Consider the following 14,647-nt stretch of genomic DNA (forward strand, 5'->3'; position numbering starts at 1 on the left):
TGCAATATAAACTGGCTTCGGTTTGCGAGCTTAAGCATTTCTGATAAAACTGCCATCTGTTTATTGACCGTTGAGGACGCACGGCCTTGCCTGGCCAGATTCGGCATTGCCGGGTTAATAATTGTCCCTGTCATATCTAACTATGTATGATTATTCATCATTCAGAGAATGAAGATATAAGTTTAAGTTGCATGGAAAAACTAACGTGCATTGATTTATCGCTTCAAATCCTAGGCGCGCCAGATATTAACTGGCCCGAACAACCTGCGTAACTACGTATAAGTAGTTAACATATAGTTATGTAGTAGGGGTTTAGGGATACTAAACCCATTAGAGAAGTTGCCAAAAATAGGCTGCAAGTTATTTATACTTTAGTCCGACTAGACCTAAGTTTATATTTTATCTTCTTTATAAGACAATATTCTCGAATTAAGATGGTGTTAATTCTCTTGCTCAATGTTTGTGTGCTGGAGAATGGTGTGATTGCATTTTTTATATGGTGAATTTGCTCTTTGTTAAAGTGGCAATAACCATTAATTCTTGTGCTTATTCTTTTTGCCAGACTATATGTCTGGTGAACCGCTGGTGCTATGGTTTCGATCTCGCTCTTGCTTTTTGTGTTAAGCAATTCATTGAAAACAGCCATGGCACATATTATATCATCGACATCTTTTATTCGAGGTGCGTTAGTTATACTATTTTTCCTGACTCGGTATAAAACAAGAATATCGGTCATGCGTTTGATTTTTTTTGATAGAAGATATGTCTTGGGTATTAAAGCTATATCTTCATAATGCCTGTCAATTGGAAAGCGCAACGTATTAAATATGAATTTTTTATAAACTCTTGCCCATGGAAACCATTCGTTTTTAGAAAATGTTTCACGTAGATTACTTATTGAATCTATGGTTAATGTTTCGTTTGTGGATACGATAGATACAGCGGTTACTTTCTGTGTGTTGTCGTCATAAAATCTATTTGCATTAAACTCAATTAAATCAATGTCATCAAGCTTTAGTGTTGGACTGATTTTATCCCAAAATGATGAATCCCAAAGATCATCACCATCTAAAAATGCCAAATACTTCCCTGAACAAGCATCAATCCCTGCATTTCTGGCAGCAGATACACCTTGGTTTACTTGAGTGATTAATTTAATGGATTTATTTTTGTTTTTACTTATGAATGATTCTATTTCTTCAATGGAGTTATCTGTAGAGCCATCATTAATCACAATGATCTCGACGCTATCATCTATTTGACAGCATACGGATTGTAAACATTGATAAATATAATCCTGGCAGTTATAGCAGGGGATTATGACGCTTAACAAGACAGGGGTATCCATTAAATGTTTCCTTAAGTTACAAAACTTAATCCAAATTAAACTTTTTGCGAGGCTGAGAGTTTCCTCGAGTTTTTTATCTTACCATACCGAAGAAGGAAATCATCGTGTAATTGTATACAGTCGTAGACCAGGTAGACTAGTGCACTTGCAATATAGTGCGGAATGATTTCGTGAGCAACGGATAGTTCTTTTCCAGCATGATACATTAATGTACTTAATCTGTAGTCAGCCAGAAATTAACATCTTCTAAAATTATAAGTCAATTTTAAGGTTTAGCGGTGATTATGTGGCTGTGGGGATAAACATTTAATAAACCGGGGGAAGGGAGGCTATCACTGGCGAAAAAAGCCAGAAGGCGCTGACGCTTATCCGGCTTGCATACGACATAAACTGGTGGCCGGAACAGGCGCAATTGCTCTCCGGCGCAATACAGATTACTTCAGTTCATCAACCATAGTGACGGCGCGACCAATGTAATTGGCTGGCGTCATTGCTTTCAGGCGAGTTTTTTCGTCTTCCGGCAGGGCCAGACCGTCGATAAACTGCTTCATACCTTCAGCGTCAACGCGTTTGCCGCGGGTCAGTTCTTTCAGCTTCTCGTAAGGCTTTTCAATACCATAGCGACGCATCACGGTCTGGATCGGCTCGGCCAGAACTTCCCAGTTATGGTCCAGTTCATCCAGCAGATGATCGCGATTCACTTCCAGTTTGCTCACGCCCTTCAGTGTGGATTGATACGCGATCAGCGCATAGCCAATACCGACGCCCAGGTTGCGCAGAACGGTTGAGTCCGTCAGGTCTCGCTGCCAGCGGGAAACCGGCAGTTTGCTCGCCAGATGTTGCAGTACCGCGTTAGACAGACCCAGGTTACCTTCGGAGTTTTCGAAATCGATTGGGTTAACCTTGTGCGGCATGGTGGAGGAACCGATTTCGCCCGCGATAGTTTTCTGTTTGAAATGGTTCAGCGCCACGTAACCCCAGACATCGCGGTCAAAGTCGATCAGGATAGTGTTGAAACGTGCGATGCAATCAAACAGCTCGGCAATGTAGTCGTGCGGTTCAATCTGCGTGGTGTACGGGTTCCACTGGATGCCCAGCGACGTAACAAACTCTTCGCTGAACTGATGCCAGTCTACTTCCGGGTAAGCGGCGATGTGGGCGTTATAGTTGCCCACGGCACCGTTGATTTTACCGAGAATTTCGACCTGGTTAAGCTGGCGGTACTGGCGCTCCATACGGTAAGCCACGTTAGCCATTTCTTTGCCCAGCGTAGACGGGGTGGCAGGTTGACCGTGGGTACGGGAGAGCAGAGGGATATCGCGATACTGTACGGACAGATCTTTCACTGCGTCGATAAGCTTACGCCAGTATGGCAGGACTACTTCGTCGCGAGCGGTTTTCAACATCAGCGCGTGAGACAGGTTGTTGATGTCTTCTGACGTACACGCGAAGTGGATAAATTCGGAAACGGCGTGCAGTTCCGGGATATCAGCCACTTTTTCTTTCAGGAAATACTCAACTGCCTTCACATCATGGTTAGTCGTACGCTCAATGGTTTTGATACGCGCGGCATCTTCTTCATTGAAGTTAGCGACGATCGCATCAAGGAAACCGATTGCGTCGGCAGCAAAAGCAGGAACTTCCTTGATCGCTGCGTGCGCGGCCAGTTTTTGCAGCCAGCGTACTTCAACCTGTACACGGAATTTCAGCAAACCGTATTCACTGAAAATCCCGCGCAGCGCGCTGACTTTATCGCCGTAGCGTCCATCGACAGGGGAAACGGCGGTCAGTGAGGATAATTCCATAGATCACAACTCCGGGGTTAAATGAGCAAGAATTTGTTTTGCCTGAGTCGTCAGGCGATTACGAGAAAACATGAGTTGCAGACGGCCTCCACCAACCTGATGCCAGAGCACTGCTGCACGAATGCCAGCCAATAGCGAAGCGCGTACTTTAGCCTGAACTTGTGGGCTCTGGAGGATAGCAGGGGAACCCGTGACCTGAATACGCGGGCCGAGTGGGCTGATGACGTCAACATAAATGCCAGCCATCGCGCTCAGCAACGTTTCTGACTGCAAATCAAAATGGTCCAACTGGCGCTGTAAGCCGTTGATACGGTCTCCCAGCGTGTCCATAGCGCCTTTGGCCGCTGACAGCTTACGCTCCAGTACCATCAGGCTTAACGTGTAGCGGGTGAGTTCCGCGTTCAGCCCCTGACGACTGCTGGCGTTGAGCACGCCGAGCAACGTTTCAAGGCCAAGTCGCAGGTTAGCTTCACTCCCGCCAAAAACCCCAAGCGTCGAGCTGGGGTTCATGTCGATGATACTGTTAAGTGAAACGTGTAACGCATCGGCATCACAATGCCCCTGGTGCGCCAGTTCTTGCACCAGGCGTGCCGACTGGCATATACCTGCCAGGGCGAGGGTGATGTCATAATAATTCTTTGCCACGTTCACTGCTTCCTTGTATCAAATGTGTAAATAATTAGACCGGCAAAGGCAGGCGTTGTTCGATAATTCCGCCGCCGAGGCAGACTTCGCCATTGTAAAAGACAGCCGACTGACCCGGCGTTACCGCCGCAACCGGTTCGTCGAAAATGACTTCAATACGTTCAGCATCCAGCGCTTTAACGGTGCACGGAATGTCAGTCTGACGGTAGCGGGTTTTCACCGTGCAGCGCATTGTGCCGGTGAACGGTTCGCGATCGACCCAATGCAGCTGTTGTGCCACCAGGCCAACGGACATCAGGCGTGGGTGTTCGTGACCCTGAGCGACAACCAGAATGTTGTTCTCAACGTCTTTATCCACCACATACCATGGATCTTCCGTCCCTTCTTTCGTACCGCCAATGCCCAGACCTTTACGTTGGCCCAGAGTGTGGTACATCAGTCCCTGGTGCTGGCCAATCTCTTCGCCGTCAACGGTGATGATTTTGCCAGGCTGAGCGGGCAGGTAGCGACCAAGAAATTCGCGGAACTTACGTTCGCCGATGAAGCAGATACCCGTGGAATCTTTTTTCTTGGCGGTAATCAGACCGAGATCTTCGGCAATTTTACGCACCTGTGGTTTTTCCAGTTCGCCGACCGGGAACAGACTTTGCGCGATTTGCTCATGGCCGAGCGTATAGAGGAAATAGCTCTGGTCTTTATTGCCATCAAGCCCTCGCAGCAGGCGGCTTTTGCCGTCGACATCCGCGCGGCGCACGTAGTGACCGGTGGCGATGTAATCGGCACCTAAATCTTCAGCGGCAAATTCGAGGAAGGCTTTAAATTTGATCTCTTTATTGCACAGAATATCCGGGTTCGGCGTACGACCCGCTTTGTACTCTTCAAGAAACAGCTCAAAGACGTTGTCCCAGTATTCTGCAGCAAAGTTAACGGTATGCAGTTCAATGCCAAGTTTGTCACAGACAGCCTGTGCATCCGCAAGGTCGGCAGCCGCTGTGCAATATTCCTCGCCATCGTCCTCTTCCCAGTTCTTCATAAACAGGCCTTCTACCTGATAGCCCTGTTGTTGCAACAGCCAGGCAGAAACGGAGGAATCGACACCGCCGGACATGCCGACGATCACTTTTTTTGGGCTTTCAGACATAGGAATACTCACGACATTGAACTTCAAGGCGGCATATTCTAGCACGCAGCCCTTTACTTGACACCCTCTGTAAACGGCCAGTTAAATTCACCGATCATTGCCAGCGAATAGCGCTGCCCGCTCTGATAACAGAGAATGCTCTCGGCAACCAGCGGTGAGCGCAGGTTTGGCGCTGAGAGAATCTCTTCTGCGCTGACCCAGCGACAGCAATCAATATCACTGTCATGGGGTTCAGTAGCGCACATATTGGCAAGTTCGATAGAAAACAGAAAACGTAAAAAAGGCGTTCTGTCCGGCGCAATCCATTGGTGCATCCGAATGAAGTGCTGCGGCTGTGCGTTGATGCCTGTCTCTTCCCATAGCTCACGGGCGGCGGCCTGTACCAGGGTTTCGTCTGCTTCCAGGTGCCCGGCAGGTTGATTCCACAAGGCTTTGCCGTTTATGGTTTCCTCAACGACTAAAAATTTATCTTCTGCATGCACAATGCAGGCGACCGTAACGTGTGGTTTGAACATACCGATTCCTTATACAGTTGCATCCCGCCATTCGCCGTTAGCGAGATTATCCAGCGTGTAATTACCCATGGCATAGCGGATGAGGCGTAGCGTAGGAAACCCAACATGTGCTGTCATACGCCGTACCTGACGGTTGCGGCCTTCATATAAGGTGACTTTTAACCAACTGGTGGGAATATTCTTCCGTTCACGAATGGGCGGTGTTCTCGGCCACAGCCAGGCGGGTTCTTTTACCACTTCAATGCCTGCAGGCAGCGTGGGGCCATCGTTAAGCGTTACGCCAGTGCGCAGGGCTTCCAGCGCTTCGGGCGTAGGTTCTCCCTCAACCTGAACATAATAAATTTTCCCCGTGCGCTTGCCGGGCTGCGTTAACCGCGCCTGTAATGCGCCATCATTGGTCAGCACTAAAAGCCCTTCACTGTCCCGATCCAAACGACCCGCAGCATACACGCCTGGCACAGGAATAAAATCTTTTAACGTTTTGCGTCCCGCTTCGTCAGTAAATTGTGGCAAAACATCGTAGGGTTTATTGAACAAAACCACGCGTTTTGGCTGGTTTTCTTTACGCTGTTTAGTGACTTGTCGTGAGCTGAATCGCTTAACTTGGTGATTTCTAAAAGAAGTTTTTTGCATGGTATTTTCAGATTATATCAATTGCCGCATTATAGCCTAAGAACGAGTGTCTTTCATGGCGACGAACAATAGGGTAGTATTGACATGCTCATTACAAAACATTAACAAAAAATTGCTCTAACGCAGTCGTGCAGCAGGACGCCAATGCACATGCAGCGCGATGACAGACGAGCAAACCAGAAGCGCTCGAAGGAGAGGTGAATGGAAAGCAAAGTAGTTGTTCCGGCGGAAGGTAAGAAGATCACCCTGCAAAACGGCAAACTCAACGTTCCTGAAAATCCGATTATCCCGTTCATTGAAGGCGACGGTATCGGCGTTGATGTAACCCCACCGATGATCAAAGTTGTCGATGCTGCTGTCGAGAAAGCCTATAAAGGCGAGCGTAAAATCTCCTGGATGGAAATCTACACCGGCGAGAAATCCACTCAGGTTTATGGCCAGGACGTCTGGCTGCCTGCTGAAACCCTTGATCTGATTCGTGAATATCGTGTTGCCATCAAAGGCCCTCTGACCACGCCAGTTGGCGGCGGTATTCGCTCTCTGAACGTTGCTCTGCGTCAGGAACTTGACCTGTATGTCTGCCTGCGCCCGGTGCGTTATTACCAGGGTACGCCAAGCCCGGTAAAACACCCTGAACTGACCGACATGGTTATCTTCCGTGAAAACTCCGAAGATATCTATGCGGGTATCGAGTGGAAAGCAGACTCCGCAGATGCTGAGAAAGTGATTAAATTCCTGCGTGAAGAAATGGGCGTGAAGAAAATTCGCTTCCCGGAACATTGTGGTATTGGTATCAAACCGTGTTCTGAAGAAGGGACCAAACGTCTGGTTCGTGCGGCGATCGAATATGCCATCGCGAACGATCGTGATTCTGTTACCCTGGTACATAAAGGTAACATCATGAAGTTCACTGAAGGCGCGTTCAAAGACTGGGGTTACCAGTTAGCGCGTGAAGAATTCGGTGGCGAATTGATCGATGGCGGCCCGTGGGTGAAAATCAAGAACCCGAAATCCGGCAAAGAAATCGTGGTTAAGGACGTTATCGCCGATGCGTTCCTGCAACAGATCCTGCTGCGTCCTGCTGAGTACGATGTGATTGCTTGTATGAACCTGAACGGCGACTACATCTCTGATGCGTTGGCAGCACAGGTGGGGGGGATTGGTATCGCGCCAGGCGCGAACATCGGTGACGAATGTGCGCTGTTCGAAGCGACCCATGGTACTGCACCGAAGTACGCAGGCCAGGATAAAGTGAACCCTGGCTCTATCATTCTGTCTGCAGAAATGATGCTGCGCCACATGGGTTGGGTCGAAGCGGCTGACCTGATCGTTAAAGGTATGGAAGGCGCGATTAACGCGAAAACCGTAACCTATGACTTCGAACGTCTGATGGATGGCGCTAAGCTGCTGAAATGTTCAGAGTTTGGTGACGCGATCATCGAAAACATGTAATCCAGATTCTGGGTTGTATGAGAACGGGAGCCGAGAGGTTCCCGTTTTTTTGTGCCTGCAACATTGTTTCCCCAAAATGCTTCCCCAAAAACCAGGCGTGCTCACCCCGTTTTTACTTCGACAACAGTTCAATCCTTACCCCTGTCGTCGTGATATTTGTCTGTCATTTTTCTTGATTTATGTTCCAATAATTTGTGGATATCAATCCCTTGTGCTTTATATCTTCTTTCTGAAAGTGATTGTTGCTCGTGGTTCGTAGTATATTGAAAGTATTATTGGTTATTAGGTGCTCTGTATGTCCTATTCCATCGGTGAATTTGCGAGGCTTTGTGGAATAACCGCCACAACGCTGCGCGCCTGGCAACGTCGTTATGGACTTCTCAAACCACAACGTACGGATGGTGGGCACCGGTTGTATAGCGATGACGATATCCAACAGGCGCTTAAAATTCTCGATTGGGTGAAAAAAGGCGTACCGATAAGCCAGGTTAAACCGTTGCTGTCCCGCCCTGGTGCCCGGCGAACGAATAACTGGCTCGCTCTGCAAGAGAGTATGCTGCAGCGCTTGAACGAAGGGAAAATAGACTCTCTGCGCCAGCTTATTTATGATGCCGGTCGCGAATATCCCCGCCCTGAACTGGTGAGCGAGGTGCTGCGCCCTCTGCGAAGCCAGGTATCAGCTAACGTGCCGGCTATCATGACGCTGCGTGAAATCCTTGATGGTATTATTATTTCTTACACCTCGTTTTGCCTGGAAGGGGATAAGCGTGCGCCGGGCGATAACTACCTGATTACAGGCTGGCATCTTACCGACCCCTGCGAGATCTGGCTTGAAGCGCTTGGTCGCACTGGACAGGGACATCGCATTGATGTGCTTCCTGTACCGCCCGCGATGCTTGCGCCTGAAATTTTCCCCGAACGCAAATGGCTGTTGGTGACGTCCGGCAAACTCACCGTAGCGCGCAAAAAACAGATAGACCTCTGGCAACAGCAGGTCAACTCCCTCGAAGTGATCCCGCTTTAATTCTCTGTCATTACCTTTCTTGTGTGTTGATTGGTCACTACCTTAGTGGCTTACGAATAAATTTGCTCAAAAATATTAAACTTTAATTTATTGAATTAAATGAATTTATAATTATTTTTTAGTATAAACTTGGACAAATTAAAGTGTTTGTGTAAGTTTTAATTATACCGCCTACGTAATGTGGTTCACACAAGGGTAAGAGCTATGCGCGCACCGCCATCCGTTATCGACAGGTTTGTGGATTACTACGCCAGTTTGGATCGCCAGCCCGTCCCCGCGCTTGCCGGTTTGTACGACGTGCACGCGGTACTTGTCGATCCCTTCGGGGAACATAACGGGCTGTTTGCCATTCAGCGCTATTTCTCGCATCTCCTGGCGAATGTGAACGTCTGCCGTTTTGCCATTGACCCTCCACTGTGTGAGACCGGGCGGTTTGCTGTGACGTGGACAATGTACTGGTCGCATCCGCGTATTGCTGGCGGAAAAATACGATCTTTGCCGGGATGTTCAATGGTCGAGACACATGGCGAGAAGATTTTTCGCCAGCGTGATTATTACGATGCCGGTGAGATGCTCTATGAGCATCTGCCGCTGTTGGGTTGGGCCGTTCGCCACGTTAAAAGGAGGGTGCGCGCATGATGACTGTCCTCATTACTGGCGCAAGTTCAGGGATTGGCGCCGGGCTTGCAAAATCATGGGCCGATGACGGCTGCCACGTGATTGCCTGTGGCCGCAATCCCGAAAGGCTGGAACAACTGCGCCAATCCCACGCCAACATCACAGTACGCCTGTTCGATATGACAGACAGGGACGCCTGTCGCCAGGCGTTGGCGGACTGCAAACCCGAACTGGTTATTCTCTGTGCCGGAACTTGCGAATATCTCGACCACGGCTGGATAGATGCAGGGAAGGTTGAACGGGTGATGGCGGCGAATTATCAGGGCCCCATCAACTGCCTGGCAGCGCTTCAGCCGCAGTTAACTTCCGGTAACCGCGTGGTGCTGGTCAGTTCGATGGCGCACTGGCTGCCGTTCCCACGGGCGGAAGCCTATGGTGCGTCTAAAGCCGCGCTAACCTGGTTTGCCAATAGTTTGCGTCTGGACTGGGAGCCAAAAGGTATTGCCGTGACCGTCGTTTCGCCAGGATTTGTTGATACCCCGCTTACCCGTAAAAACGATTTTCCTATGCCCGGGCAGGTGAGTGTAGAGCAGGCGGTGAAGGCTATTCGCCGTGGCCTGGCGAAAGGAAAAAATAGTATTGCCTTCCCGACAGGTTTTGGCGTGTTGCTGCGTCTGTTGGCCGGGCTGCCTGAGAGTCTCCAGCGCGCGTTGCTGCGCAGGATGGTGCGATCATGAAAATTGCTATCATTGGCAGTGGTATTGCCGGATTAACCTGCGCCTGGCGTCTGGCCGGACATCATCAGGTGACGCTTTTTGAAGCGGCGTCGACCCCTGGCGGCCATACTGCGACGGTAGATATAGCGACTCCACAGGGGAATTTCGCGATTGATAGCGGCTTTATCGTCTACAACGACCGAACTTATCCGCGTTTTATGGGCTTGCTGAGTGAACTCGGTATCCAGGGGCAAAAAACGCAGATGAGTTTTTCGGTGCATAATACGCAAAGCGGTATGGAGTACAGCGGTCATACTCTGACTTCCTTGTTCGCCCAACGTCAGAACCTGCTCAAACCCGCATTTTGGGGAATGATGAAAGAGATTGTCCGTTTTAATCGTCTGGCTAAACGGGCATTGAATGATGTCGATGCCAACGCCACGCTACAGACCTTCCTCGACCAGCACCATTTCAGCGCGTTCTTTGCGCGTCATTATATTCTGCCGATGGGCGCAGCCATCTGGTCATCTTCGCTACAGGAAATGCGCCATTTTCCGTTGCCGTTGTTCTTACGCTTCTTTGAACACCACGGCCTGCTGGATATCTGGCATCGTCCGCAGTGGTACGTGGTGCCAGGCGGATCGCGCGAGTACATTCGCGTTATGCTGGCGAAGCTGGGTGAGCGTCTGGCATTGCACCTCAATGCGCCTGTTCAGCAGGTCATTCGTCACGACAGCGGCGTCAAAATCCAGTTGGCAGGATCAGTACAGACGTTTGATCAGGTGATCTTCGCTTGTCATTCTTCGCAGGCTCTGGTCGTGCTTGGTGATGCCACCACCGCAGAACTCGACGTGCTGGGCGCAATTAGCTGGCAGCGTAACGAGGTCGTTTTGCACAGCGATCGCCGCTGGTTACCGGTACGCGAACGCGCGTGGGCAAGCTGGAATTACCGCCTGAGTGGGCAAGATCGCGCCAGCGCCTGTGTCACCTATAACATGAATATTCTCCAGGGATTACCCGAAGGAAGCCCGCTATTCTGCGTGACCCTCAACCCGGACACCCCTATTGACGAGCGATTCGTCTGGCGACGCTTTGTCTACGAGCACCCATTGTTTAATCCCGACAGCTGGCGCGCGCAGGCGCGCCGCACTGAGATCAACGGCCTGCGTCGGACCTGGTTCTGCGGGGCTTATTGGTACAACGGCTTTCATGAGGATGGCGTGCGCAGCGCGCTCGATGTAGTACACGGCATTGCCGCAGGAGAGGGGGGCTAAGATGAACAGCTGCCTGTACCACGGTGTTTTGCGCCATCGCCGCCTCCAGCCAGCAACACACCAGTTTAGTTATCAGGTGTTTATGGCGTGGCTCGATTTAGATGAACTCGCACAGCTTTCGGGCGTAGGCGTGAAACGTAATCGCTTCGCCGCGACAGCTTTTCATGATGCGGATTACCCTCTGGGGACACCGTTAAGAGAGAGCGTGTTGAATAAGCTTGCCTGCCTGACGGGCGAACATCCCGGGGGGCGTGTAATGCTTCTGACACAGCTGCGCTATTTCGGTTTTCATTTTAACCCGGTCAATTTTTACTACTGCTATGACCGTTCACAGCGTCTGCGCTGGGTACTGGCGGAAGTCCGCAATACGCCATGGAATGAGCGACATTACTACGCTGTAGACGCACAGGAAAAGCGTCCGTTGGAAAAAGTGTTCCATGTATCGCCGTTTAACCCGATGGATATGGTCTATCACTGGCGATTTAACCCGCCGGGTAAAACGCTTCATATGCATATCGAAAACCACCAGGCAGAGAAGATTTTTGATGCTAGCCTGATGCTCAAACGCGAGCCGTTGACGCAGGCGAGTTTACGCGCGTTGCTGCTACGACTGCCGTTGATGACGCTGAAAACGGTGTTCGCGATTTACTGGCAGGCGCTACGCCTGTGGCTCAAGCGAGTCCCTCTCTACAACCATCCCGTCAGCAGGAGTGAACGATCATGACCGATCCCGTCTTTGCGCTTGAACCTGATGTTCCGCGCAACCTGCGTGTGGCGCGTTGGCTTATTTTCCGCATGCTGAGCGGCCTTCGCCAGGGTTCTGTCACGATGCGGGAAGGGGAGCAGACCTTACATTTTGGTGATGTTTCAGCTGAATTACGCGCTGAAGTACATATTCTCTCGCCCACAGTGTACTGGCGGGTGCTGAAAGGCGGAAGTCTTGCGGCGGCTGAGGCCTGGATGGACGGAGAGTGGGAAACGCAACAGCTCACGCCGTTACTGCAAATATTTGCGCTTAACAGCACCCTACTGGGACGCCTGGAAAGCGGTTTTCGCCTGCTTGGCCGACCCGCCGAGCGTTTGCGTCACTGGAAGCGTCGCAACCATCGGCAACAAGCAAAAGAAAACATTGCCGCGCATTACGATCTCGGTAATGCATTTTATGCGTACTTTCTTGATGAGGATTTACTCTATTCCAGCGCCTTATTCACCAGCCCCGAGCAGTCTTTAGCGCAGGCTCAGCAGGCCAAAATGGCGCGGCTTTGCGAGCAACTGGCACTGACCGCGAATGATCACCTGCTGGAGATTGGTACTGGTTGGGGGGCGATGGCGGAATTCGCCGCCCGCCACTACGGTTGCCGTGTAACCACCACGACCCTGTCTCAGGAACAGTTTGCCTGGGCGAAAGCGCGGATTGTCCGCGCAGGTTTACAGGAGAGAGTCAACGTCCTGCTGTGCGATTACCGCGACCTGACCGGGGAATTCGACAAACTGGTGTCGGTTGAAATGATCGAAGCGGTTGGTCAGCGTTATCTGCCGACGTTTTTCCGTACCTGCCAGGCGCGACTGCGTCGTGGGGGAAAACTGGCGATTCAGGCCATTACCATTCAGGATCAGCGCTATCGCGAATACAGCAAAGGCGTTGATTTTATTCAGCGCTATATCTTTCCAGGGGGCTTTTTACCCAGTATCACCGCGATGAGCGGCCTGATGACAAAGCATACTGACTTTGTGGTTCGTAATCTGTTCGATATGGGGCCTGACTACGCCCGGACGCTTGCGCTCTGGCGACAAGGATTTGTTCACGCCTGGCATGACATTGAAAAACTGGGATTTGATGAGCGTTTTCGCCGTATGTGGCTGTACTACTTCGGCTACTGCGAAGCCGGTTTTAACGCCCGCACGATCAGCGTGGTGCAACTGACGGCGGAACGTCCATGAACCGCCATTTTCAGGTCTTTATCCTGGCTGTCGGGTTCGATATGTACTGGCTCATGGTGGTGTTATTTCGTGAGCGCGGCCTGGCGTTATGGCTTGGGCTGGCTATTCTGGCCTGCTTCTTGCTGCCGTCTGCGCAACGTCTGTACGCGTTAATGCTGGCAGCGGTGGGTAGTGGTCTGGATGCGCTGTGGGCGTTGACGGGGTTGATTAATTTTAACGGCGAAGCATTGTTGCCGTTATGGATGGTTGCGCTTTGGCTCATGTTCGCTGTCCTGTGGACGCACCTTACCTGCTCGACTACCTTGCCGGGATGGCTGCTGGCCATAATGGCCACCGGTGGTGGGCCGATCGCCTATGTGATAGGAGAGCGTTTGGGGGCCATTACTTTTCTGGAACCAACATTTATTGTTGTTGGCTTAATGGCGACGGGCTGGCTGGTGTTGATGCTGTTTTTTCATATTTTCATGGGGAAACACTAATGAAACCTGCCTTATTGATACTGCTGGGCGTCATGGCGACGGCGCCTTTTGCCGGTGCAACTGACTGGTTAATCTGGCGGAAAGTCGGTGATGCGACGCTCTCCTGGGGACCATTCACGATCTATACCTCACAACTGCGCACGCCGGATGGTCGCTATCGCGGGCTGAAAGAGGATCAAGCACTGATTATCACCTATCAGCGCAATATTGAACGGCAAGAACTGGTTAATGCCACCCGCGAACAGTGGCGAGCGCAGGGTATTCTGGGGCGGGAAGCGCAGAGTGAGTCCTGGCTTCGCATGTTGAGTGAGATATGGCCAGACGTCGCGCCAGGTACGCAACTGGCTTTTGTATTGCAAGATAAGCAGGGGAAGTTTTGGTATCGCGCTTCAGCGGCTCAAAGGCACTTTATCCCGCTTGGCCCACCGCAGTCGGCGGCGTTCAGCGAAAACTTTCTCTCTGTCTGGCTGGGTTCCCGCACGCAATATCCTGAGCTGCGTCAGCAGCTTACTGGAGGTGAAAAATGAAACGTTTATTGGCCCTGAGCCTGCCCTTGCTGATGCAGGTGGCTGGTTGTAGCGCTGAAATTGCCGACTATCGGCAACAGCAGCCGACGCTGGATATCTTTCAGTATTTTCAGGGAGAAACGCAAGCATGGGGGATGATTCAGGACCGCAGCGGTAAACAGCTTCGTCGCTTCCATGTCGATATTAACGGCGATGTGGTGGGAGACACATTGACCCTCAACGAACGCTTTGTGTACGACGATGGAGAGAAACAGCAGCGGGTGTGGCATATCCGTAAAGTTAGCGCCGATCGTTACGAAGGTACTGCCGGTGACATTGAAGGCGTGGCGAAGGGGCAAGCAGCGGGCAACGCGTTCAACTGGCATTACAGTATGAATGTGAAAGCCAGCGGCAGAACCTGGTTGCTGAATTTTGACGATTGGATGTACATGCAGGATGCTAACCATCTGTTTAATAAAACGGAGATGAAGAAATTTGGCCTCACCGTCGGTACGGTGACGCTTTTCTTCTCCCGTAAAACGCGATAGTG

At 50.8% G+C, this 14,647-nt stretch carries 16 protein-coding genes and 1 pseudogene; 10 read left to right on the plus strand and 7 right to left on the minus strand.

Annotation, left to right across the window (positions count from 1 at the left end; translation table 11 throughout):
* Positions 1 to 364 precede the first annotated feature (364 nt).
* The 6 genes from FDX04_RS08375 to rluE all read right to left on the minus strand — a co-directional run bounded on the left by FDX04_RS08375 (position 365) and on the right by rluE (position 6,087).
* Positions 365 to 1,348: a glycosyltransferase gene (locus tag FDX04_RS08375; protein ID WP_137359952.1), complete on the minus strand. Its 984-nt coding sequence runs from the start codon at positions 1,346 to 1,348 to the stop codon at positions 365 to 367.
* Between the two features lie 434 nt (positions 1,349 to 1,782).
* Positions 1,783 to 3,153 (minus strand): adenylosuccinate lyase, encoded by a 1,371-nt coding sequence (gene purB, locus FDX04_RS08380; RefSeq protein ID WP_016153410.1) that lies wholly within the window; start codon positions 3,151 to 3,153, stop codon positions 1,783 to 1,785.
* A gap of 3 nt (positions 3,154 to 3,156) precedes the next feature.
* Positions 3,157 to 3,798, minus strand: a complete 642-nt coding sequence (hflD, locus tag FDX04_RS08385; protein WP_042309320.1) for a high frequency lysogenization protein HflD — start codon at positions 3,796 to 3,798, stop codon at positions 3,157 to 3,159.
* 34 nt (positions 3,799 to 3,832) lie between these two features.
* On the minus strand, positions 3,833 to 4,939 hold the full coding sequence (gene mnmA / locus FDX04_RS08390) for a tRNA 2-thiouridine(34) synthase MnmA (RefSeq protein WP_003832402.1): 1,107 nt from the start codon (positions 4,937 to 4,939) through the stop codon (positions 3,833 to 3,835).
* Between the two features lie 53 nt (positions 4,940 to 4,992).
* Positions 4,993 to 5,454, minus strand: coding sequence for an NUDIX hydrolase (locus FDX04_RS08395; protein ID WP_137359953.1), 462 nt, complete (start codon positions 5,452 to 5,454; stop codon positions 4,993 to 4,995).
* A gap of 9 nt (positions 5,455 to 5,463) precedes the next feature.
* Positions 5,464 to 6,087, minus strand: coding sequence for a 23S rRNA pseudouridine(2457) synthase RluE (rluE, locus tag FDX04_RS08400; protein ID WP_061381740.1), 624 nt, complete (start codon positions 6,085 to 6,087; stop codon positions 5,464 to 5,466).
* Positions 6,088 to 6,288: 201 nt separating this feature from the next.
* Here rluE and icd point away from each other — a divergent pair, with 201 nt between their 5' ends.
* The gene (gene icd, locus FDX04_RS08405; protein ID WP_042308974.1) at positions 6,289 to 7,539 is read left to right on the plus strand and encodes an NADP-dependent isocitrate dehydrogenase; all 1,251 of its coding nucleotides are present in this window, start codon (positions 6,289 to 6,291) and stop codon (positions 7,537 to 7,539) included.
* Between the two features lie 128 nt (positions 7,540 to 7,667).
* On the opposite strand, the pseudogene FDX04_RS24450 reads toward icd, so the two are convergent.
* Positions 7,668 to 7,796, minus strand: a pseudogene (locus tag FDX04_RS24450) (integrase); the annotation flags it as partial.
* Between the two features lie 38 nt (positions 7,797 to 7,834).
* Here FDX04_RS24450 and FDX04_RS08415 point away from each other — a divergent pair.
* The 9 genes from FDX04_RS08415 to FDX04_RS08455 all read left to right on the plus strand — a co-directional run bounded on the left by FDX04_RS08415 (position 7,835) and on the right by FDX04_RS08455 (position 14,645).
* The gene (locus FDX04_RS08415; protein WP_042308973.1) at positions 7,835 to 8,563 is read left to right on the plus strand and encodes a MerR family transcriptional regulator; all 729 of its coding nucleotides are present in this window, start codon (positions 7,835 to 7,837) and stop codon (positions 8,561 to 8,563) included.
* Between the two features lie 204 nt (positions 8,564 to 8,767).
* The gene (locus tag FDX04_RS08420; RefSeq protein WP_137370769.1) at positions 8,768 to 9,202 is read left to right on the plus strand and encodes a nuclear transport factor 2 family protein; all 435 of its coding nucleotides are present in this window, start codon (positions 8,768 to 8,770) and stop codon (positions 9,200 to 9,202) included.
* Positions 9,199 to 9,918, plus strand: a complete 720-nt coding sequence (locus FDX04_RS08425) for an SDR family NAD(P)-dependent oxidoreductase (RefSeq protein WP_069324322.1) — start codon at positions 9,199 to 9,201, stop codon at positions 9,916 to 9,918. Before FDX04_RS08420 ends, FDX04_RS08425 begins: the two co-directional genes overlap by 4 nt.
* Complete coding sequence (locus tag FDX04_RS08430) at positions 9,915 to 11,171, plus strand: NAD(P)/FAD-dependent oxidoreductase (protein WP_137359956.1); 1,257 nt, start codon at positions 9,915 to 9,917, stop codon at positions 11,169 to 11,171. The genes FDX04_RS08425 and FDX04_RS08430 overlap by 4 nt, the downstream gene beginning before the upstream one ends.
* A 1-nt stretch (position 11,172) precedes the next feature.
* Positions 11,173 to 11,895 (plus strand): DUF1365 domain-containing protein, encoded by a 723-nt coding sequence (locus tag FDX04_RS08435; RefSeq protein WP_137370770.1) that lies wholly within the window; start codon positions 11,173 to 11,175, stop codon positions 11,893 to 11,895.
* On the plus strand, positions 11,892 to 13,112 hold the full coding sequence (locus FDX04_RS08440; protein WP_137370771.1) for a cyclopropane-fatty-acyl-phospholipid synthase family protein: 1,221 nt from the start codon (positions 11,892 to 11,894) through the stop codon (positions 13,110 to 13,112). Before FDX04_RS08435 ends, FDX04_RS08440 begins: the two co-directional genes overlap by 4 nt.
* A complete protein-coding gene (locus tag FDX04_RS08445; protein ID WP_137359958.1) occupies positions 13,109 to 13,591 on the plus strand; it encodes a DUF2878 domain-containing protein in 483 nt (160 codons plus the stop codon). The genes FDX04_RS08440 and FDX04_RS08445 overlap by 4 nt, the downstream gene beginning before the upstream one ends.
* Positions 13,591 to 14,118 carry a hypothetical protein gene (locus FDX04_RS08450; RefSeq protein ID WP_137359959.1) on the plus strand — a complete coding sequence of 176 codons (528 nt, stop codon included), beginning with the start codon at positions 13,591 to 13,593 and terminating at the stop codon, positions 14,116 to 14,118. The genes FDX04_RS08445 and FDX04_RS08450 overlap by 1 nt, the downstream gene beginning before the upstream one ends.
* The gene (locus FDX04_RS08455) at positions 14,115 to 14,645 is read left to right on the plus strand and encodes a DUF3833 domain-containing protein (protein WP_042308962.1); all 531 of its coding nucleotides are present in this window, start codon (positions 14,115 to 14,117) and stop codon (positions 14,643 to 14,645) included. The genes FDX04_RS08450 and FDX04_RS08455 overlap by 4 nt, the downstream gene beginning before the upstream one ends.
* Positions 14,646 to 14,647: the final 2 nt, after the last annotated feature.

The organism is Citrobacter sp. wls615, from assembly GCF_005281355.1.
GTDB classification, from domain to species: Bacteria; Pseudomonadota; Gammaproteobacteria; order Enterobacterales; family Enterobacteriaceae; genus Citrobacter; species Citrobacter werkmanii.

Coding starts and splice junctions, on each gene's coding strand:
- FDX04_RS08395 (WP_137359953.1), bottom strand. CDS start 5,454: ATGTTCAAACCACACGTTACGGTCGCCTGCATTGTGCATGCAGAAGAT.
- FDX04_RS08435 (WP_137370770.1), top strand. CDS start 11,173: ATGAACAGCTGCCTGTACCACGGTGTTTTGCGCCATCGCCGCCTCCAG.
- FDX04_RS08445 (WP_137359958.1), top strand. CDS start 13,109: ATGAACCGCCATTTTCAGGTCTTTATCCTGGCTGTCGGGTTCGATATG.
- FDX04_RS08450 (WP_137359959.1), top strand. CDS start 13,591: ATGAAACCTGCCTTATTGATACTGCTGGGCGTCATGGCGACGGCGCCT.
- icd (WP_042308974.1), top strand. CDS start 6,289: ATGGAAAGCAAAGTAGTTGTTCCGGCGGAAGGTAAGAAGATCACCCTG.
- FDX04_RS08430 (WP_137359956.1), top strand. CDS start 9,915: ATGAAAATTGCTATCATTGGCAGTGGTATTGCCGGATTAACCTGCGCC.
- FDX04_RS08375 (WP_137359952.1), bottom strand. CDS start 1,348: ATGGATACCCCTGTCTTGTTAAGCGTCATAATCCCCTGCTATAACTGC.
- mnmA (WP_003832402.1), bottom strand. CDS start 4,939: ATGTCTGAAAGCCCAAAAAAAGTGATCGTCGGCATGTCCGGCGGTGTC.
- FDX04_RS08425 (WP_069324322.1), top strand. CDS start 9,199: ATGATGACTGTCCTCATTACTGGCGCAAGTTCAGGGATTGGCGCCGGG.
- FDX04_RS08420 (WP_137370769.1), top strand. CDS start 8,768: ATGCGCGCACCGCCATCCGTTATCGACAGGTTTGTGGATTACTACGCC.
- purB (WP_016153410.1), bottom strand. CDS start 3,153: ATGGAATTATCCTCACTGACCGCCGTTTCCCCTGTCGATGGACGCTAC.
- FDX04_RS08455 (WP_042308962.1), top strand. CDS start 14,115: ATGAAACGTTTATTGGCCCTGAGCCTGCCCTTGCTGATGCAGGTGGCT.
- FDX04_RS08415 (WP_042308973.1), top strand. CDS start 7,835: ATGTCCTATTCCATCGGTGAATTTGCGAGGCTTTGTGGAATAACCGCC.
- rluE (WP_061381740.1), bottom strand. CDS start 6,087: ATGCAAAAAACTTCTTTTAGAAATCACCAAGTTAAGCGATTCAGCTCA.
- FDX04_RS08440 (WP_137370771.1), top strand. CDS start 11,892: ATGACCGATCCCGTCTTTGCGCTTGAACCTGATGTTCCGCGCAACCTG.